Origin of the sequence: Ruminococcus flavefaciens 007c (assembly GCF_000571935.1) — a bacterium.
Taxonomy (GTDB): domain Bacteria; phylum Bacillota; class Clostridia; order Oscillospirales; family Ruminococcaceae; genus Ruminococcus; species Ruminococcus flavefaciens_F.
This window is the reverse complement of the sequence record NZ_ATAX01000033.1, coordinates 14274-34823: the sequence shown is the minus strand read 5'-3', so window position 1 is coordinate 34823 and position 20550 is coordinate 14274. Positions and strand designations below refer to the sequence as shown.

General features: G+C 48.0%; 20 protein-coding genes. 10 read left to right on the top strand and 10 right to left on the bottom strand.

The annotated features are described in order from the left end of the window. The first annotated feature begins 169 nt into the window (after window positions 1-169). On the top strand, window positions 170-2152 hold the full coding sequence (locus tag RF007C_RS13715; protein ID WP_037300786.1) for a protein kinase domain-containing protein: 1983 nt from the start codon (window positions 170-172) through the stop codon (window positions 2150-2152). A 117-nt stretch (window positions 2153-2269) separates the two neighbouring features. On the opposite strand, the gene RF007C_RS16680 is transcribed toward RF007C_RS13715, so the two are convergent. Next, window positions 2270-5539 carry a carbohydrate-binding domain-containing protein gene (locus RF007C_RS16680; protein ID WP_051456683.1) on the bottom strand — a complete coding sequence of 1090 codons (3270 nt, stop codon included), beginning with the start codon at window positions 5537-5539 and terminating at the stop codon, window positions 2270-2272. Between the two features lie 387 nt (window positions 5540-5926). Between RF007C_RS16680 and RF007C_RS13705 the strand changes: the two genes are divergently transcribed. The 3 genes from RF007C_RS13705 to RF007C_RS13695 are packed head-to-tail and all read left to right on the top strand — an operon-like array spanning window position 5927 to window position 7532. Then, entirely contained in the window at window positions 5927-6364 is a 438-nt protein-coding gene (locus tag RF007C_RS13705) for a hypothetical protein (RefSeq protein ID WP_019680923.1), read from the top strand. A gap of 9 nt (window positions 6365-6373) precedes the next feature. Beyond that, entirely contained in the window at window positions 6374-6724 is a 351-nt protein-coding gene (locus tag RF007C_RS13700; protein ID WP_019680924.1) for an ArsR/SmtB family transcription factor, read from the top strand. A gap of 7 nt (window positions 6725-6731) precedes the next feature. Next, the gene (locus tag RF007C_RS13695; protein WP_037300784.1) at window positions 6732-7532 is read left to right on the top strand and encodes an amidohydrolase family protein; all 801 of its coding nucleotides are present in this window, start codon (window positions 6732-6734) and stop codon (window positions 7530-7532) included. A 47-nt stretch (window positions 7533-7579) separates the two neighbouring features. Here the strand turns inward: RF007C_RS13695 and RF007C_RS13690 are convergent, their stop codons facing one another. Both RF007C_RS13690 and RF007C_RS13685 read right to left on the bottom strand, forming a co-directional pair. Beyond that, the gene (locus RF007C_RS13690) at window positions 7580-9148 is read right to left on the bottom strand and encodes a glycosyl hydrolase 53 family protein (RefSeq protein WP_037300782.1); all 1569 of its coding nucleotides are present in this window, start codon (window positions 9146-9148) and stop codon (window positions 7580-7582) included. A gap of 18 nt (window positions 9149-9166) precedes the next feature. After that, window positions 9167-9814 (bottom strand): nuclease-related domain-containing protein, encoded by a 648-nt coding sequence (locus RF007C_RS13685; RefSeq protein ID WP_019680927.1) that lies wholly within the window; start codon window positions 9812-9814, stop codon window positions 9167-9169. Between the two features lie 124 nt (window positions 9815-9938). Between RF007C_RS13685 and RF007C_RS13680 the strand changes: the two genes are divergently transcribed. After that, a complete protein-coding gene (locus tag RF007C_RS13680) occupies window positions 9939-10157 on the top strand; it encodes a DUF378 domain-containing protein (RefSeq protein WP_019680928.1) in 219 nt (72 codons plus the stop codon). Here RF007C_RS13680 and RF007C_RS18330 read toward each other — a convergent pair. Genes RF007C_RS18330 through rpsF form a run of 4 tightly spaced genes read right to left on the bottom strand, consistent with a single transcriptional unit; the run spans window position 10154 to window position 11381 of the window. After that, window positions 10154-10315: a zinc-finger domain-containing protein gene (locus RF007C_RS18330; protein ID WP_430344453.1), complete on the bottom strand. Its 162-nt coding sequence runs from the start codon at window positions 10313-10315 to the stop codon at window positions 10154-10156. The two genes, RF007C_RS13680 and RF007C_RS18330, sit on opposite strands and share 4 nt — an antisense overlap. After that, window positions 10251-10493, bottom strand: coding sequence for a 30S ribosomal protein S18 (rpsR, locus tag RF007C_RS13675; RefSeq protein ID WP_019680929.1), 243 nt, complete (start codon window positions 10491-10493; stop codon window positions 10251-10253). Before rpsR ends, RF007C_RS18330 begins: the two co-directional genes overlap by 65 nt. A 40-nt stretch (window positions 10494-10533) precedes the next feature. Continuing rightward, window positions 10534-11055, bottom strand: coding sequence for a single-stranded DNA-binding protein (locus tag RF007C_RS13670; RefSeq protein ID WP_019680930.1), 522 nt, complete (start codon window positions 11053-11055; stop codon window positions 10534-10536). Window positions 11056-11084: 29 nt separating this feature from the next. Further along, entirely contained in the window at window positions 11085-11381 is a 297-nt protein-coding gene (rpsF, locus tag RF007C_RS13665; protein WP_019680931.1) for a 30S ribosomal protein S6, read from the bottom strand. A 272-nt stretch (window positions 11382-11653) separates the two neighbouring features. Between rpsF and RF007C_RS13660 the strand changes: the two genes are divergently transcribed. The 5 genes from RF007C_RS13660 (at window position 11654) to asnB (ending at window position 17424) form a co-directional block, all read left to right on the top strand. Then, window positions 11654-12859 carry a cation:proton antiporter gene (locus RF007C_RS13660; protein WP_037300779.1) on the top strand — a complete coding sequence of 402 codons (1206 nt, stop codon included), beginning with the start codon at window positions 11654-11656 and terminating at the stop codon, window positions 12857-12859. A gap of 50 nt (window positions 12860-12909) precedes the next feature. After that, entirely contained in the window at window positions 12910-13386 is a 477-nt protein-coding gene (gene ispF, locus RF007C_RS13655) for a 2-C-methyl-D-erythritol 2,4-cyclodiphosphate synthase (protein WP_037300777.1), read from the top strand. 42 nt (window positions 13387-13428) lie between these two features. Further along, complete coding sequence (locus RF007C_RS13650) at window positions 13429-14754, top strand: CCA tRNA nucleotidyltransferase (protein WP_037300775.1); 1326 nt, start codon at window positions 13429-13431, stop codon at window positions 14752-14754. Continuing rightward, a complete protein-coding gene (pflA, locus tag RF007C_RS13645; protein ID WP_037300773.1) occupies window positions 14751-15494 on the top strand; it encodes a pyruvate formate-lyase-activating protein in 744 nt (247 codons plus the stop codon). Before RF007C_RS13650 ends, pflA begins: the two co-directional genes overlap by 4 nt. Window positions 15495-15606: 112 nt before the next feature. Further along, a complete protein-coding gene (asnB, locus tag RF007C_RS13640; RefSeq protein ID WP_037300772.1) occupies window positions 15607-17424 on the top strand; it encodes an asparagine synthase (glutamine-hydrolyzing) in 1818 nt (605 codons plus the stop codon). A 32-nt stretch (window positions 17425-17456) separates the two neighbouring features. Here asnB and RF007C_RS13635 read toward each other — a convergent pair whose 3' ends face one another. The 3 genes from RF007C_RS13635 to tuf all read right to left on the bottom strand — a co-directional run bounded on the left by RF007C_RS13635 (window position 17457) and on the right by tuf (window position 20440). Beyond that, entirely contained in the window at window positions 17457-18227 is a 771-nt protein-coding gene (locus RF007C_RS13635; protein WP_037300770.1) for an ABC transporter permease, read from the bottom strand. Continuing rightward, window positions 18220-19131, bottom strand: a complete 912-nt coding sequence (locus RF007C_RS13630; RefSeq protein WP_037300768.1) for an ATP-binding cassette domain-containing protein — start codon at window positions 19129-19131, stop codon at window positions 18220-18222. The genes RF007C_RS13635 and RF007C_RS13630 overlap by 8 nt, the downstream gene beginning before the upstream one ends. A 109-nt stretch (window positions 19132-19240) precedes the next feature. Continuing rightward, a complete protein-coding gene (gene tuf / locus RF007C_RS13625) occupies window positions 19241-20440 on the bottom strand; it encodes an elongation factor Tu (RefSeq protein WP_037300766.1) in 1200 nt (399 codons plus the stop codon). Window positions 20441-20550 lie beyond the last annotated feature (110 nt).

Sequence of the window (20550 nt, the reverse complement as noted above, 5' to 3'; positions counted from 1 at the left end):
GCAAAAGTTACAATAAAGGAAAATTTGAAGGTGAAATATTACAAAAAAAATACAAATTCACAGTTTTACGCATTATCAGACTCCAAACAGTTGACAATTTGATTTTTTATTGGTAAAATAGATATGATGCCTTTTTAGGCGATGACTATCTTTAGGAGGAGGAGCTGCTTTGGGAGACAGTAAATATTGCTTCAAGTGCATGGAGCCTTATGATCCTTCGCTTCATGTCTGCCCGTCATGCGGATATGTTGAAACTTCATCCTATGACCCCATGTATGTCCCACCCGGTACGATACTCCACAGCAAGTACCTCTGCGGTATTCTTCTGGAATACAACGGCGAGGGCGCCACTTATATCGGCTGCGATATATCTACAAACAAAAAGGTACTCATAAGAGAGTATATGCCCATAAACCTCTGCACAAGAGTAAAGGGCAAGCCCACTATCAGCGTCAATTACAATAACCTTGCCAAGTATAAGGCTTTCATGGCGGAATATACCGAGCTCAACAAGTCTCTTGCAAGGCTCAGGAACAATACCAATATTCCTCCGGTTATTGATATGTTCGCCGAGAATAATACCACCTACACTATCTTCGAGAATATCGAGGGTGTGAAAATGCTGGACTACCTCAAGGAAAATGCAGGCGAGCTCAGCTGGGAACAGGTATCAAAGATATTCCCTCCCCTTTTCACTACCATTGGTATACTCCATAATGCAGGTATCATACACCGCGCTATAAGCCCCGATACGGTATATATCACCGACAAGGGCGAGCTGAAGCTCTCGGGCTTCTGCGTTTCTGCCGTGAGGACCGCAAATGCCGGCCTGGAATATGAGCTCTTCAAGGGCTACGCTGCTCCCGAGCAGTATTCTGCAAACAGCAGCAGCCGTCAGGGTTCATGGACTGACGTTTACGGCGTCTGTGCTCTTCTCTACAGAGCTCTTACAGGCTGTATGCCCGTTGACTCTGTAAGCCGTCAGAAGCATGACGACCTCCACGAGCCTCATATGCTGGATTCGCGTATCCCCCGTCATATCTCCAGAGTTATCATGGAAGGTATGAACCTGAACGGAAGAGACCGTATACAGACTATCACAGAACTGGTTACAAAGCTGTTTGAACAGCCTGCCGAAGAGGCAGAGGAGGATTTCGACAGCACTATTCTCCTTGAGGGCCGCAATGATGCCGCTCCCGAGCCTCAGCCCCAGGAAGCTGTTTACCAGCAGCAGCCTGTACATCAGCCTCAGTATGACACTCAGAATGTCATCCATGAGAGAAGTGCTCCCGTTTATAAAAAGCCCAGACACGATGACAGCTATAACTACGAAAAAGTAACCACCGTGGACCGTATCAAGGTTCCGATAATAATAGGACTTCTGCTCCTCGCCATTCTTATGACGCTATGCGTTGTCCTTATAAGCCTTTTCTCTCCGGAAAAGGATGAAACCGCTTCATCTTCACGAGTAAAGCGCTCTTCCGTAAGCACCAACGTGATCGACGACAACGAGCCCACTAAGGCCGCTGATACGGAAATGCCCAACCTCCTGGGCAGGTTCCTTGAGCCTACCAAGGAGAAGTACAAGGATTACTTCGTGCTTGACGCGGATTACGCTTACAACGACTCTTACGATACGGATATGATCTTTGAACAGAGTGTTGAAGCAGGTGAAATGATCACCAACGGACAGGTCATAAAGGTAAAGGTCAGCAAGGGCAAGGAATCTGCTTATATCCCCGATTTCGCAGGAAAGACCGTAGAGCAGTACAAGAACGCTCTGGAAAAGGCAGGTATCTCTGACTTCAATTACCAGTTCATCGAGTCCAAATCCTCTTACGGAAAGGCTAATTCCATCGTTGAGCTCCAGGTGGACGGCAAGGTCGTACACCCCAACGATTTCTTCAGCAACAAGGACGGCAAGAAACTTACCGTTTACTATGTTTCCGAAAATTCAAACGCTCCGGTCTACACAACGGCTGTTCAGCAGGAAACCGAAGCTCCCGTAACCACTACGGCAGCTGCTACACAGGCTCCTACAACACAGGCTCCTGTTATCACCGAACCGCCCACAAATCCGCCGGAACCGCAGACTGATGCTCCTGTTGATACTCCCGTAGATAATCCTCCACAGGAAAATCAGGAGGGCTGATAAAGTATAATAAAAACGCTTCTCTTATGAGAAGCGTTTTTTTATAGGGAATGATGAGAGCCATTTCGTCTAAACTCCATGGCTCTCGATTGAAAAAGGGCTTGTAAAGATGTATTATCAGCCAGGGATCACACTGCCGCCTGTCAGCGTACCGCCGTATGCAACAAGCTGAGTATCGTCCAGGCTCTGGAAGTATGTAGTATCCTTAAGAGTTCCGCCCATATAGAAGGAAGCTCCCGAGGTATTTGCTCCGCCTGCCTTGAGCTGGCTTACAGCCTTGTCAACTATGAATGAAACTACGACCTTTCCGTCCTTGCCAACAAGAGAAAGCCTTGTATAAGCGCTGAGATTATTAGTGGAAGCAGTAACTGAAGCAGTCATTTCGCTGCCTCCCATGCTCATACCGCCGGAAGGACAATTTGATACCCATGTACCGCCGTTGACCTTTATGGTACTTCCGCCGTCACCGCAGTCAAAGGGCTCATTGCCGTTTGATATGATATAACCGCCGTTTATTTCGATATTACCATTGGAATCATAGCCGTCATGGTCGCCGTTGGCGACATTGACGATCGCAAATCCACCGTTGAACTGCATAAGGTAGTCTCCTGAGCTGCCGCCGAAGCCGCCGCCTCCGAAACCGCCGCCGCCCTGTCCCCAGGGCATACCGGGATTACCCATACCTGAACCGTCTTTGCCGCCGGCTGCATTGAAGCCGTCGTCAGTGGAGTTCACGATAACGGAACCGCTGTTCTGGTAGATCTTCTGTGCTTCGATACCCTCATAGCCTTTTCCGACAAATATAACTATATCATCATACTTGCCGCTGTCTTTGGTACCGATAGTAAGGTCATGGTCTGCGTGAGCGCCGTCATCAGCAGATAAGAGCTTTAACTCGCCACCGATAAGCCGCATATTTCCGCCACAGTGGATACAGTCATCGGAAGAATCTATACTGATAGAACCGCCGTTGATAGTAATGTCGCCTACGCTCTGCCATGTAGTGCCAGCCTCGTCATAAAGGCCCACTGCCTTTATGCCCTTTGCGGATATGTCGGTCTTATTGGAGTTTCCGTCCATACCGAATCCGCCGGGACCTCCGCCGCCGGGTCTGCCGCCGCCCCAGCCGCCTTGCTGTCCACCCTGCTGTCCGCCCTGAGTACTGCCTGTGCCTGTGTAGGAACTGCCCTCATAGGTCTTGACAGTCAGGTCGCCGCCGTTCATGGTGAAGAACTGCTCGGCTGAGATGCCGTCTGCGTAGGAGTCAATATTTATAGTACCGCCGTTGATAGTAACAATTCCCAACTGCTTTGCTGTTGAAGAAACATCAGTGGATGTTGCCTTGATACCGTCGCCGGCCTTTGTATTTACTGTTACAGAGAGATTGGAGTAATCAACCTCTGTACCGTCTGATGATGTATTTCCGATAGTAACGCTGTCCTTGCCGCGGATACCGTCGTCAGCAGCATTTACTACCAGTGTGCCGTTGTAGATCTTGATATCGTCCTTGCCAACGATAGCGTCCGCAGCGTTGCCGTTTACGGTAAGCTTACCCTTGCCCTTGAATTTTATATCTTCCTTGGAATAGATAGCTCCCGTATCATTGTCAGCGTTGGTATACTCTGTACCGTCAGAGATAGTATTCTCTGTGCCGTTCTTAGCAACAATGATGACCTCATCTGCGATAGATGCTACATATATAGGAGAAGTTTTTGTATTTGTAAGGCTCATGCCGCTGAGATCGAGCTCAACGACGCCGTCGGGATAGACAGTCTTGTCTACATCAACAATGATCTGTCCGCCTACCATCTCGCCGGTTACTGTAAAAACCCCGGGCTGAGAGATAGTGCATATATTGTTTTCCACCTTAGCTTCTGAGGAAGCGTTTGTGGTCATGCCTGCGTCGGAAAGAGTTATTGTGAGCTCTTCGGGTGCAGGAGTAGGAACTACATCGCTTTTTGCAATTCCTGCAGGATCTACCTTATCAAATACAGTTACAAGACTGAGCTGGAACTGTGTCTGCTTGCCATCTGTATGAGTTACGGCATTGCCTGTTGAAAGGTTCTTGAAGCCGCATGACTTAGCTCCGTTGATGGAAGTGTCACTGATGAGAACATACTTGAACTTCTTGGTGTACTTCACATCAAGGCTGTCTGTAACTATTGCGTTATCCTTATTCCATGTACCGTCCTTCTCGTTTGAAGGATCGTCGATACAATTGAGAAGTGCTGTTGTCTGGGTTGTACCGCTGAGGAGCTTCTCGTCTACCTGATTATCGGTAGCAGTAGCAATAACAGTACCGCCTGTGATATTGATTCCTGTAACTGCGGTAAGTCCGCGGTCACCGCCTGCAATGAGTCTGCCTCCGCTGATGTCGATAGTTGTCTCAGCCTGTACAGCGTCATTGCCTGCCTTTATCTTGGTCTTGCCGCCTGTGAATGAAACAGCACCCTTGCTGGACTTGATACCGTCGCCTGTAGCATCGATCTCAAGCTTACCATCCTTGACAGTAACGGACTTCTTAGCCTTTATAGCGTCGGTCTTGGTCTCGGAACTGCTTGTAGTGATATTGATCTTGCCGCCGTTTACCTTGATATCATTGTTACAGGAAACAGCGTCCTGGGTGTTTGCAGTTATATTGAGGACACCGTCGCTCTTTTCGCCGCCTTTAATGGTAAGGTCGTCCTTGGCTTCGATAACGGCTGTCTTGGCGAAATCACCTGCATATGCTGTATCGCCGTCGGCGATGGTGTTTTCTGTGCCGTCAACTATATTTATGGATGTATTTTCTGCATTTGTAACAAGTATAGCAGGAGCGCTCTTGCCTGTGATATTTGCTCCGTTAAGGAATATCTTAACGGTCTCGGCATCAGTCTTGGAGTCTGCTATATTTACGTTGATCTGACCGTCATCAAGAGTACCATCCACATAGAACTCACCCGAATGAGTGATAGTAACTGTGGTGCCGTCAACTGTAGCGTTATCGCCCTCTACTTCAATGGAAGTATTCTTGAGATGGATCTTTGTTGCCTCTGCAACGGGATCTCCACTGCTCGGCTTCAGCTCGCCCTTGTTGAGAAGGAACATCTGGATAGCAACTGCGTCATCATTGGTAACGCCCTTGAAGCCGTCACAGTCTGCGTTTGCCCAGCCCTGTTCGCTGAAGGAATGTTCGTCTGTACCGCCTATTCCGTACTTATTGGGATTAGCCAGCGCCTGCATGATGAGGATAGCGTCCGCAAGGTCAACATTGCCGTCGCCATTTGCGTCGCCTACGATCTTAGAGACCTTTGTCTCTGCTGCGAAGCTCACTGTCGGAAGTGCAGCCCCCATTACGCATAATGCGGAAAGTCCTGCCAGAAGCTTCTTTACACTCTGATTCTTCATAAATATCAATCTCCTTTTTTAATATCTGCCCATTTTAGCATTATAAACCCCCTTAGCGTATTTTTATTGTAGTACAAACAACTTAAAATAATCTTAAAATTGCCTAAAAAAAGATTTAAGATTACCAGAAACGGGCAGCATTTTTCCATTGCTGTCATACCCTTATGCCACTTATAATTATACAACTTTTTTCGACATTTCACAATAAAAATATTGCTGTTTTATAAGTTAAAAAATAAAAATATAGATAAACAACCCTCAAAATCCACTCAGAAAGCTCGCTTTTTACCTTATCTGCGGCTTTTCTTTGTACAGCTTGCAAAAAGGCTCTGTTTGTTGTATAATATATGTAAATACTAATTATCGCTCATATGCGGGGGTGATATAATGGAATTTGTTCTTGCTGTTATAATCATAGCTGTTATATGTCTGATAATCGGCGTAAAGCCCATATACCTGCTCTTCGCCGCAGCAATGCTTGTCGTTTTCCTGTTCGCTGCTTCACTGCTGCTGCTCACAGTGTTCTTTGTGAGACTGATGTTCACCAGCAAACACAGCGCCGTTTTTTCACGTATTGACAAAAGCCCGAGAAGCAGATTCAAGGTCGCTTACTACATCATTGACGGGACAGAATACCCCAATATATTCCCAGAGGAAGGCTTTTTGCAGAGCAAGCTCTACCGCGGCGACAAAAGCTGCAGCGTCTTTCTTACAAGGAATAAAAAATATGTTTACGATAAATTTGCCTGCGCTACCTGTACTATCGGCACTGTCGCCTGTATCGGTACGGCTGCTGCGGCATTCCTGCTCTTTATCAATAAATAGGAGGCAAAAATGGAAGAACATATCTGCGGCACTCACGGAGTGCATAAGGACATAGTGGAAAAGGTATCAAATGTCATGCCCGATGAGGCACTGCTCTACGATGCCGCCGAGCTGCTGAAGGTTTTCGGCGACTCAACAAGGATAAGAATAATCTTCGTACTCTGTCAGAGCGAGATGTGCGTCTGTGATATTGCAAGGCTGCTGAATATGACTCAGTCCGCTATATCCCATCAACTGAGAGTGCTCAAGCAGGCACGCCTTGTCAGCTCCCGCAGAGAGGGCAAGACTATATTCTATTCCCTCTGCGACGACCACGTAAAAACTATTTTCTACCACGCTATGGAACACGTTATGGAGTAAGCCCTGCATGAGATACTTTGATTTTCACACCCACGCATTTACCGACGCCCTGGCGCAGCGTGCCGTAAAAGGTCTCGCCGACACCAGCGGCATAACTCCCGCCACCGACGGCACTTTAAGCGGGCTCCGCAGAAAAATGGCCGAAAACGGCATTGAACGGGCTATGCTGCTGCCTGTGGCTACCAAGCCATCTCAGCAGACTACCATAAATAACTGGGCAGCCGAGGTCATGAGCAGCGATATTTACTGCTGCGGCTCCGTCCACCCGGATGCCGAGGACGCCCTTGAAGAACTTGTACGCATAAAATCTCTGGGACTCTGCGGAGTAAAATTCCACTCGGAATACCAGTTCTTCTGCCCCGACGAGAAGAAAATGTTCCCGATATACGAAAAGATAGCGGAGCTTGGACTGATAGCGGTCTTTCACGGAGGCTGGGATCCCTATTCCGAGGATACTATCAGAGCTACTCCGAAAAGCTTTGCAGCCATTGCAGAAGCATTCCCGAAGCTCACCATAGTTGCGGCTCATCTGAGCGGCATGGGGCTCTGGGACGATGTGGAGAAGTATACCGCAGGAAAATATGACAATCTCTGGTTCGATGTGGGAGTGGTCTCACGATATATCGAGGACGACCAGCTCCTGAGAATAATCCGCAGCCAGGGTGCTGACAAGGTGCTTTTCGGCAGCGACTGTCCCTGGGACGAGCCCGCAAACGAGATAGCCATGATCGGAAGGCTTCCCCTGACCGATGAAGAAAAGGAGCTCATATTCCACAAAAATGCGGAAAGGCTCCTTGATATACAATAATAAATAATTACTCCCGAAGAGGCTTTTACGTCTCTCCGGGAGTATTTTTATCCGTTCTTTTTAACTGTTATGGTCTTTTTTGCAAGGTCGCCGTCATTATTGCCGAGTATGAAGCGCTGGAGCTTCACAAGATCGGCAACTCCCACTTCATTGTCGCCGTTGAGGTCAAACTCTGCTGACCTGCTGCCCGAAAGAAGCGCTTTCCTCATGGAGATCACATCAAATACGTCAATAACCCCATCTGAATTTATATCTCCGAGTATGATCTCCCTTGTTTCAAAGGGTTCGGTGGTAGTAGTCGTAGTAGTAGTGGCAGCTGTTGTGGTCGTGGTAGTGGTGGTTGCTGCAGGCTTTTTCTGCGGATAGATATTAAGGAATACGTCCAGTGACTCCAGCGGTCTGCCGTGGAAATCAAACATGGCCTGATTATCAAAGGAGGAGCCCCCCGATTCCTTGACGTCCCTGTCGTATTCACGGGCATATCCCGTAGCCCAGCCCATGCCGTATCTGTCCCAGAGCTGCTTTTGCTCGTTCCATGAAAGATCTGGTATGCCCAGCCATGCGGGCTCCCAGTAGAAAACTCCTATGCCATGGCCGTTGCAGTCCGCCACTGTACTGAACACATCGGTCACTGCCTTTATCTGTCCGTCAACGGACACGGGGTACTTCATCTCGCAGCCCTCATGGTTTGAGGTGACGCTGTTTCCGAAGTTGTCGCCGTCCATATCAGTATAAGGATATGCAGTCTCAGCCACCATGACGTACTTGTTGTACTTGTTGCCGATGTCGGTGAGAGTTTTCTTCAGATTGTCAAGAGAACCATGCCAGTAGGAATAATACGAAGCTGCAAAAACATCATAATCCAGCTTGCACTCATTCATGACCTGAGCGTACCAGCCGAAATGTCCGTTACCTGCGTTGGCGAAATGATGGACTATGAGGATATTCCTGTCAAAGTCGCGGGCAGCCTTTTCACCGCCGGAAAACAGGTCGCATATCTTATACATATCCTTTTCGCCGCAAAAGAAGCAGTCTGTCTCGTTGCCCACCTGCACCATACCGATGTCGCTGCCGTTCTCGGTAAGGTACTTCAGCACCCATGAGGTCCAGTTGTATATCTCGCCCTTGAGCTTGTTATGATCGTGAGGCTGCCAGTACTTGGGACGAGTCTGCTTTGCGGGATCTGCCCAGAAATCGGAATAATGTATGTCAGCAAGGAGCTTCATGCCGTTTTCGGCAGCGCGTTTGCCTATTTTTGCCGCAGTTTCAAGATCAGAATGGCCTCCGCCGTAGCTGTTGCCGTTGTCGTCGTGAGGCTCGTTCCATATCCTTACACGGATATAGTTAACGCCGTGATCTGCAAGCGTCCTGAAGATATCCTGCTCTTTGCCGTTGTCATCATAGAACTTCATGCCTGCTTCTTCAAGGGAGATAACAGAGGAGATGTCAACGCCGCGTACAGGTTCTCCTCCGTTTATACGGCTGTCGAAGTTGCTGAAGGTCACGGCGGGAATGTCTGCCGCGTCCGCCCTTTCATGTGAGTATCCGCTGTTTGCCGAAGCCGAGAACGCCATGACGGCCGCAGCTGCGGAAGCTATGAGTCTCCTGAGTTTCATAATGACCTCCTTTTCGGATCAATCGTTCTTCTTACGTGTCCTTATCCACATCTTTTTCATGGGATTCCTTACCTGCATATCCTTAAAGTAGTGATAGAGCACATCCTGATTGCAGCCTGCATCGGAAAGGGAATTGTAAAACTTTTCCAGTCCCCTGAGATCCATGCCTATCTCGGAGGGGAATTCTATATCCTTTGCGGAGAATACTACCGCACCGTTTACGGGAGTAGTATCAAATCCGCCCTTTTTCAGATGATGCACCACATTGTCGATATGTGTCTTGTTCTGGAGCTGGGGGTTATAGAACTTATGAGTCTTGCTGCCTATCTTATGAGTAAGGTTCTTGCCGCTGCCCGTTACAGTGCCTGATATGCCCTTTGTCTCCACAACGAGCACACCGAAGCGTCCGAAGACCAGATGGTCCACTTCACAGGCTTTATTGTAAAGAGGCAGATAGGCATTGTTGATTATTCTTATATGGTCCTTTTTTCCAAGCTTTTTTATGAATTTTCCCACCTTGCGCTCAGCAGCTCTGCCTTTGCGCTTTCCCTTGCTGAAATGCACGCATATATACAGAATGAGCAGCAGAGCAGCCGCAGCTGCAATGGCTATGAGTATCCATGTTTTTTTATCAAAGCCGAATAATGCTATTTTTCCGAGATCCATAATTTTTCTCCTTCATTAATGAATAAAAGATAATATTGCGGCGATAATAGGTTTGTACCGCTGAAGCGCGGCTGAAGCTGCCGCCAGCGGTCTAAGAAATCCCGAATAAAGAGGTGTTCTCAATATGTGGGACAAACTTGCTCTTATTCTTCTGATAATCGGAGGAATAAACTGGGGACTTGTCGGTATTTTCGAGTTCGACATGGTGGCATGGCTCTTAGGCGGAACGGACAGCGTTCTCAGCCGTGCAGTCTATATACTCGTGGCCATTGCGGCAGTCTGGTGCATATCTCTCCTTTTCCGCAGCGATGAGGAGCTTGCAGTACAAAATATCGACCGTTAGTCCCATTGACCGCGCTCCTTCAACGATGCCGTAAGGAGCGTACATACGGATATGCAAAAAGGGAGGCATAAATGCCTCCCTTGAGTTTTATGATTAGTCGCTGATATAAGGAAGCAGAGCGATGTGTCTTGCTCTCTTGATAGCAACTGTGAGCTCACGCTGATGGTAAGCGCAAGTGCCTGTTACACGTCTGGGAAGAATCTTAGCTCTCTCGGTCATGCACTTTCTGAGCTTTGCGAGATCCTTATAATCGATCTTCTCGATTCTGTCAGCACAGAACATACAAACCTTCTTGCGGGGCTTCTTCGCAGGACGGGAATTTCTTTCCTTTTCCATGACTTTTCCTCCTATCGTAATAAAGTAAAGTTAGTCTTTCTCAGAACGGAACGTCGCCGTCACTGAGAATTTCCTCGAAATCGCTTAGGTTGCCGTAAGACATACTGTCATTACCTGCTGCAGGCTGCTGTGGAGCTGCCTGCTGTGGAGGAGCAGAATAATTGTTATTGTAATTGTTCTGGGGAGCGCCGTAGCCGCCGTTATTCTGATAACCGCCGCCATTGCCGCCGCTCTCACCCTTGCCGCCCACGAACTCTACATTATCCACAAGTACATCCATTGTATAATGTGTGATCTCGGGGTGGTTCTTATCCTGATAGTTGTTATTTCTGAGGGTTCCCTCAATACAGATGAGCTTGCCCTTATTGAAATATCTTGTGATGAACTCAGCGGTCTGTCTCCATGCGGTACAGCTGATAAAATCAGCCTGTCTTTCACCTGTATTCTTGTCGGCAAATTTTCTGTCGCAAGCAACGGTAAATCTACATGAAGCAACTCCGCTCTGAGTCTGTCTCAGTTCAGGATCAGAAGTGAGCCTTCCAACTAAAATAACCTTATTCATCTGACCGCCTCCTAAATAATGAAGTAGAATTATTCAACAACTGTTACGAGTGAACGAAGAACGCCGTCTGTGATGTTGAGACGTCTTGAAAGCTCAGCGGGATATTCGGGCTGTGACTGGAATGTGTAGATCACATAGTAGCCCTCTGTCTCGTCCTCGATAGGATATGCAAGCTTGCGCTTACCCCAATCCTCGTTGACTTCAACAGCTTCGGCGTGACGCTCGATTCTCTCCTTGAACTTCTCTACGAGAGCCTTCATAGGCTCCTCGCCGTTCTTGAGGCTGAAAACAACCATTACTTCATACTTAGCGGATACCTTTGCCATTTAGCACACCTCCTTCTGGGATCATGCCCGACAACTTACTGCGGGCAAGGATAATAATAGTATCTGTTTTCACACGATACTCAAATATTATATCATTTCATTCAGGGCTTGTCAAGCACTTTTTTCGGGAAATCCGAGATTTGTTTGCGGGCTTTTTATGCTGTACTTATCCCTCATGCCGAAAAAAGTTGACAACTGCAAGCTTTCATAGTATAATAATTGTATATGGGAGCATTTGTGCTCCCTTTATTTGCGAAAGGATATGGATATGTATGGCAACTTATGAAATACTCAGGGACCTTGCGATAGTATTTATCTGCGCAAAGGGCGCGGGACTTCTTGCAAGAAGACTGAAAGCTCCCATGGTCGTCGGTGAGATAATCGCGGGACTTATAATAGGTCCATGTCTGCTGGGATGGGTAAAGCCAAACGATTTTATCGGACAGATGGCTGAAATAGGCGTTGTGCTCATCATGTTCTCGGCAGGCCTCGAAACCAACTTGCAGGAGTTGAAGAAATCAGGCTTTGCAGCCTTTCTTATAGCCTGTGTGGGAGTGCTCGTGCCACTTATCGGCGGAAGTCTGCTGTATATGAGCGTTTACGGCTTCTCCTCCTTCGGCTCGGACGAATTCTTCAAGGCCGTGTTCATAGGATGTATAATGACAGCCACCTCCGTAGGCATAACAGTTGAAGTCCTCAAGGAGATGGGCAGGCTGAAAAGCCGCGTTGGACAGACAATACTCAGTGCGGCTATCATAGATGACGTTATCGGAATCATAGTTCTTACCTTTGTACTGGGCTTCAAGGATCCGGGCAGCAACACCCTCCTTGTAACGGGAAAAATACTCCTGTTCCTGGTACTTTCACTGATACTCGGCTTTATAATATACAAGGCTTTCAAATTCTACGACGACAAGCACACACACACAAGACGTATCCCTATAATCGCTATCACTCTCTGCTTCATAATGGCGTTTGTTGCCGAAAAATATTTCGGCATCGCAGATATCACAGGTGCCTATATCGCAGGAATAATCCTCTGCAACGTCCGCGACGCAGAGTACATAGACCGCCGTGTAAGCATCAACGGATATATGTTCTTTGCACCTGTATTCTTTGTCAGCATAGGACTCAAGACCGATTTCAGCCATGTGGATTCAAGCATGATAATCTTCTCCATCGGCTTTGTTATCGTAGCCATGCTCACAAAGATCATCGGCTGCGGGCTGATATCGAAATGCTTCAGGTACAGCTGGCTGGACTGCCTTAAAATAGGCGCCGGCATGATGACACGCGGCGAGGTCGCACTTATCATTACCAACAAGGGACTCGGTCTCGGCATTATCGACTCGTCATATTTTACAGCAGTTATACTGCTTATTATCGTATCAAGTATAGTTACTCCAATTATGCTGAAGCTGCTTTTCGGCAGATCCGGCGACGATACCATAGAAGCAGTCGAAACGAATAAATCATAACTATGCGCACAAGCGAAAAGCTGAATTCTGATTTGCGAAAGGAGAATAATATGTTCAGAATAGGTCACGGTTACGATGTCCACAAGCTTGTGGAAGGCAGAAAACTCATACTCGGCGGAGTTGAGATCCCCCATGTCACAGGGCTTCTCGGGCATTCCGACGCAGACGTTCTCGTCCATGCCATTATGGATGCCATGCTGGGCGCACTGGCTATGGGCGACATCGGCCATCTGTTTCCCGACACCGACAACAGTTTCAAGGGCGCTGACAGTATGAAGCTCATGGCAGAAGTATGCCGCAGGATAAGAGCTGAGGGCTGGGAGATCGGAAATATCGACGCCACTGTGATCGCTCAGGCTCCGAAACTCGCTCCCCATATCATGACCATGCGCGAAAATATCGCAAAGGTCTGCGGCTGTGACGTATCTCAGATCAGCGTAAAGGCAACTACCGAGGAGCACCTCGGCTTTACAGGCGAAAAGCTCGGAATGTCAGCTCACGCAGTAGCTCTCATGTACAGGGCATGAGGCCCGACTGCAAAAAGATCCCGCAGAAAGGAGGCAGCAGTCTTGAGACCCGATAAGAATACCGACAGGATACTGGCTGAGCTGGAAAACAACGGCTTCGAAGCATATATGGTAGGCGGCTGTGTGCGTGACAGCCTTATGGGCAGGAGCTTCCATGACACGGATATTACCACAAATGCACTGCCCGAGCAGATCATTTCTGTTTTCAGCGGCTATAAGGTGATCCCCACAGGCATAAAGCACGGCACAGTAACTGTGGTCAGCGATGGCATCCCCTATGAGATAACCACCTACCGTATAGACGGAGAATACACCGACCACCGCCGCCCCGACAAGGTAGAATTCACATCGGATATTGCTGCCGACCTTGCAAGACGCGATTTCACCATAAATGCCATTGCCATGGACAGACACGGAAACATCGTCGATCCCTTCGGCGGCAAGAAAGATATTGAAGCAGCTGTAATACGCTGTGTGAGAGTGCCTCAGCAGCGCTTCGGCGAGGACGCCCTGCGCATAATGAGAGCTGTCCGTTTTGCTTCACAGCTGGGCTTCACCATAGATGAAGCCACCGCACAGGCGATACACAGCATGAAGGATGAGCTGGAAAAGATCTCCCGCGAACGTATCCGCGATGAGCTGGACAAGCTTATCTGCGGAAGTAACTGCACGGATATACTTCTGGGATACAGCGACGTCATTACCGCCGTTATTCCCGAATTCAGCCCCTCTGTGGGACTTGACCAGCACTCTCCCTATCACAGGTATGATGTCTGGGAGCATACTGTCCGCGCCATTGCCTCTGCTCCTGCGGATGACCTGTTCCTGCGCAGAACCTTGCTTTTCCACGATATCGGCAAGCCAGCCTGCATGAAGCTCGATGAGACAGGCAGGGGGCACTTCAAGAAGCATGACAGCGTAGGCGCCGAAATGACCGGAAGGATAATGCGGCAGCTCCGATACGATAACAAGACTATCGCCGATACTCTGAAGCTCATAGCAAATCACAGCAAAAAGCTGAAATGCAGGACAGACGTAAAGAAGATGCTGTCAGTTATGGGCGACGAGATGTTCTTTGTGCTTATGGACATGAAAAAATGCGATAATTCCGCAAAAAATGACTTCGTTGTCAGAGAGAACAAGTTGTTCGATGAATATAAACGCCTGGCAAGGAAAATGATAGACAATAACGAATGCCGCAGCACAAAAGGCCTTGCCCTGAACGGCTCAGACCTTGCAGAGCTTGGACTGAAGGGTTCAGAGATCGGTTCCATGCAGAACGAGCTCCTTCAGCTGGTCATGGAGGAACAGCTTGCAAACGACAGGAAGTCCCTGACAGAATACGTAAAACAGAGGTGCATAGTATGAAAGGACGTATCCACTCAACAGAAAGCTTCGGAACGGTAGACGGCCCCGGAGTACGCTTTGTTGTGTTTTTTCAGGGCTGCCCCATGAGATGCAGATACTGCCACAATCCTGATACATGGGATCTTTCGAGGGGCAGAGAGGTCACAGCCGAAGAGCTGATGAAGGAATACGACTCCTACAAGGAGTTCCTGAAAAGCGGCGGCATAACCGCAACAGGAGGAGAGCCTCTGGTCCAGCCGGAATTTCTTGCGGAGCTCTTTGCCCTTGCAAAAAGCAAAAACATACATACCTGCCTCGACACCTCAGCCGGAGTATACGATCCCTTACATCATGAGAAAACAGACGAAGCTCTGAAATATACCGATCTTGTAATGCTGGACATAAAGCATATAGACAATGACCGCCACAAGGAACTCACGGGCATTGGAAACAGCAATATACTTGCCTTTGCAGAGCATATCAGAGATCTGGGGATACCCGTATGGATACGCCACGTTGTCGTCCCCGGGATAACCGACAGGTATGAGGATCTCTTCGCTCTCGGTGAATATCTGTCCACTCTCAGCAATCTGAAGGCTCTTGACGTACTCCCCTATCACGACATGGCAAAGCCTAAGTATGCAGAGCTCGGACTTGAATATCCCCTGGGAGATACTCCTCCGCTCACAAAAGAAGAAGCTATAAAGGCACGGGACATCATTATGTCGGGCATAAAAGCAGGCCTGCGCAAGCAAAAATAAATATCTCACAGACCTCTGACACACATCAGAGGTCTTTTTCATATCATATGAATGGTCAGCGAACGATCAACAGTAACGGCGTGCCGTATGCCGTAAAGCGGTGGAGGATACTATGTGCGGAATTGCAGGAGCTATAAGCTTTAAAGAGGATATGCGGGAGGATATGAAAATATACGAGAAAATGGAGCGTTCCCTGCTGCATCGCGGCCCCGACCAGCGCGGCATGAAGCTCACACGTGAAGCTGCCCTTATCCATACAAGGCTTGCCGTCATCGACATAAACGGCGGCAGACAGCCCATGAGCTTCGGTAAATACACAATAATATACAACGGCGAGCTCTACAATACAGAGGAGCTCCGCCGAGAGCTGAGTGAAGATTTCAGCTTTGACACTCTTTCGGATACCGAGATTGTCCTCAAAAGCTATATCAAATGGGGGAGCTCCTGCGTGGACAGATTCAACGGTATATTTGCCTTTGCGGTATTTGACGAGGAGCACCGCCGCCTGTTCCTCGCCCGCGACAGGATAGGTGTAAAGCCGCTGTTCTACTATGATACGGGAAGCAAGCTAATCTTCGCCTCGGAGCTCCCTGCCCTGCTGGAGCATCCCGATATCCCTCATGAAATAGACCGTCAGGGTGCGGCGGAGCTGATACTCATGGCTCCCGGACGGACTATGGGCTGCGGTGTCATTCGCGGAGTAAAAGAACTCAGAGCGGGCTGGTGCGGATATTACACTCCCCGGGGACTTGAACTGCGGGAATACTGGCGGCTGAAAGCCTATGAGCTCCGCGAAAGCTTTGAGCAGACCGCAGAGCACGTCCGCCAGCTTGTCATTGATTCCATAAGGCGTCAGCTTATCTCAGATGTGCCTGTGTGTACTTTTCTTTCGGGAGGACTGGATTCAAGTCTCATATCCTCCGTGACAGCTTACGAGCTGAAAAAGCAGGGCAAACGCCTTACTACTCTTTCCGTGGACTACCGCGGCAACGATGTGAACTTCCGCAGCAGCCACTTCCAGCCCGACAGCGACAATGAGTATATCGCCTGCATGGCAGAATATCTGGGTACAGACCACCATAATATCCTCCTTGAGACCTCGCAGCTCACAGCCGCACTGGAGGAAGCAACCGAAGCAAGGGGGCTTCCCGGTATGGCAGATGTGGACGCTTCTATGCTGCTTTTCTGCCGCGAGATAAAAAAATACGGCACTGTTGCCCTATCGGGAGAATGTGCCGATGAGATATTCGGAGGCTACCCCTGGTACAGGGATAAGGATATACGCATGACCGACGGTTTTCCCTGGGCACAGAGCACCGCCTATCGCAAACGCTTACTATGCGATGAATATGCGGAGACAACAGACGCCGAGGACTATGTATACTCCGCATACCGTGATACCGCCGACAGCGCCGAAAAACTGGACAGCGACAGCCCTCTTGAATACCGTATGCGGGAGATGACTCAGCTGAACTTCAGCTGGTTCATGCAGAATCTTCTTGAACGCAAGGACAGAATGTCCATGTACAGCGGACTTGAAGTAAGAGTACCATTCTGCGACTACCGCATAGCCGAGTACCTTTACAACGTGCCCTGGGAATACAAGGACTACATGGGCAGGGAAAAAGGACTTCTCCGCGAGGCCATGAAGGATTGGCTCCCCGAAAAGGTCCTGTGGAGAAAAAAGAGCCCCTATCCCAAGACTCATGATCCCGTATTTCTTGACGAAGTTACCGCAAAGCTCCGCTCCGTACTTGACGGGAGAGGAAGACGGCTCACACAGCTGGTAAAGCGTGAAGAGCTGGAAAAACTCCTCCGCCATGAAGAAAACGTACAATGGTACGGTCAGCTGATGAATTTCCCCCAGACCATAGCTTATTTCATACAGCTGGATTACTGGCTGGAGCGGTTCCGCATAGAGTTCGTATAAAAAAAAGCTCCCCGAAGGGAGCTTTAAAAGTCTTATTTAAGGTCTGATTTCCTGAACAGGAGAGCTCCTGCAACAGTTGAAACCACGGTTATAGCCACCATGAACAGGATCATTCGAACTCCGTTTGCATGAGTTTCGGTATAATTCTGCTGGATTATTGACATCTGAAGTGAAGGAACTGCCTCTCTGATGATCTGCTGCGCCTTCTCATGCTTGTTAAGGAGCATAAGTGACAGGGAGAACATATCAACAATGTAGTGCATTGTGATGGCGAGAACAAAACCGCCCACGTTCTTCATAGTATTACAGAGGAAAACTATAAGCGATGTCATAGCCAGCTCTATAAAGAACACATGGAGCAGATTGATAAATATGGCCTTTGAGGGGAATTCCTCAAAACCAAGAATGATAGCGCCAAGCAGAATAGAAACAGCGAGATAAGCTATCATATAGATCACCATAACAGTGACGGAAACGATCCAGTTGGCCATATAGATCTTAACTCTTGAATGACCTATGATTATTTTGTTTCTTATGGTATTGTTCCTGAAATCCTGAACAATGAGCATACCTGCGGCGATGCCCACAAGAAGAGGTGTAATTCCGATATTATCAAAAAGCAGCGGATCTGCGGGAATCATCGGAGCATCTTCTTCACCCATGACCATACCGCCGGCCAGTTTGTTTACAGCCATATAAAGCAATGTGAACATTACGGAAATGGCAATAACTACAGCAAGAACGATGTAAAATCTCTTGCCCTTAAAAAGTCGTCTGTATCCCTCAGCAAGAAGATTAGCCATTCTGAACACCTCCCACAAGTCCCATAAAGTAATTTTCGAGGCTTTCATGATGCTCGCTCATTGAATTTACAATGCAATTCTTGTCATTGAGAGCAAGTACAAGAGGAGTTACCTGTACAGGTGTATAAATATCAGCCTCATTAGGAGAACATATCCTGAACTCAATACCCATTCCGCCGAGAACATCGGCAAGTATCTTGGTATCGTTCACGTTTATATGTACAAAGGTACGTGAAGCATTTTCAAGCTCTTCTGCGCTCATTTCCTTGATAACGTGTCCGCGCTCGATAAAGGCGTAATGTGTAGCCAGACGTGACAGCTCATCAAGGATATGGCTGGAGATAAGGATAGTAATGCCTTTTTCCTGATTGAGGCGTGTTATCATCTCACGGACCTCTATGATACCCTGAGGATCGAGGCCGTTGATAGGCTCGTCGAGTACGAGGAATTCGGGATCTCCTACCAGAGAAAAAGCTATGCCCAGTCTCTGACGCATACCGAGAGAGAAGTTCTTTGCCTTTTTCTTGCCTGTATTGGCAAGACCGACAAGCTTCAGTATATCATCGATCTTTTCATCGGAAATGCCGAGAGCCTTGGTCTGCTGGATAAGGTTATCCCTGGCCGTCATATTAGGATGAAGAGAAGGAGTTTCTACAACAGCACCCATTTTTCTTCGTGCTTCAAGTATTTTTCCGTCATTGTTCTTTACGCCGTAAAATGTGAATTCACCTGATGACGGATGATTTAGTCCCGTAACTATACGTATAAGAGTAGTCTTACCTGCGCCGTTTCTGCCGACGAGTCCGTAGATAGAGCCCTTGGGAACGTTTATAGTAAGATTGTCCAGAGCCTTGAAGCTGCCGTACTTCTTATACAGGTCACGGGTCTGAAGAACATAGTCCATATGTTTACCCCACCTTTTGTTTAAATTATATCAATGTGCTTATGTGTAAAAAAGCGGTCATGCCCATAGGCATGACCGCCTGAAGTTGTTAACCTTAACGGATCAAAGATTATTCGTTGATCTTTGTAACAACGCCTGAACCAACTGTTCTACCACCCTCACGGATAGCGAAACGGAGTCCCTCTTCGATAGCGATAGGAGTGATGAGCTCAACGTCCATAGCAACGTTATCGCCAGGCATACACATTTCCTTGTCAGCAGGAAGAGTTACAACACCAGTAACGTCAGTTGTTCTGAAGTAGAACTGAGGTCTGTAGTTGTTGAAGAAAGGAGTATGACGTCCGCCCTCTTCCTTCTTCAGTACGTAAACCTGACCAGCAAACTTTGTATGGGGGTGGATTGAGCCGGGCTTACAAAGAACCTGTCCACGCTCAACCTGGTCTCTTGTGATACCACGGAGAAGAGCACCAACGTTATCACCAGCCTCACAGAAATCAAGAGTCTTTCTGAACATTTCAAGACCTGTAACAACTGTGTTGAGCTTCTCGTCAGAAAGACCAACGATCTCAACAGGCTCGTTTACGTTGAGCTTTCCACGCTCTACTCTACCTGTAACAACAGTACCACGACCGGAAATTGTCATAGTATCCTCGATAGGCATAAGGAAAGGCTTAGCATCGTCTCTCTCAGGGCTGGGGATGTACTCATCAACAGCATCCATGAGCTCGAGGATAGGCTTGTAAGCAGGATCGTTAAGATCATCAGGAGCGTTAAGAGCTGCAAGAGCTGAACCCTTGATGATAGGTGTATCGTCGCCAGGGAAATCATAGCTTGAGAGAAGGTCACGGATGTCCATCTCAACGAGCTCGAGGAGCTCCTCATCGTCAACCTGGTCAGCCTTGTTCATGAATACAACGATTGCAGGAACGCCAACCTGACGAGCGAGAAGGATGTGCTCTCTTGTCTGAGCCATAGGACCATCAGAAGCAGCAACAACGAGGATAGCACCATCCATCTGAGCAGCACCTGTGATCATGTTCTTAACGTAGTCAGCGTGACCAGGGCAGTCAACGTGAGCATAGTGACGCTTATCTGTCTCGTACTCAACGTGAGCTGTATTGATTGTGATACCACGCTCTCTCTCCTCGGGAGCCTTATCGATCATATCGTAAGCCTCATACTGAGCCTGACCCTTCATAGCGAGAGTCTTTGTGATAGCAGCAGTAAGAGTTGTCTTACCGTGGTCAACGTGTCCGATTGTACCAATGTTTACATGGGGTTTAGTTCTTTCAAATTTAGCCTTAGCCATTGGAAAATTCCTCCTTAGAATAGATTTCAGAAATCTGTATATATTATTATACCAGATTATTTTGGTAAATTCAAGTGTTTCGGTAAAAAAATTATATCCGAAGCACATGA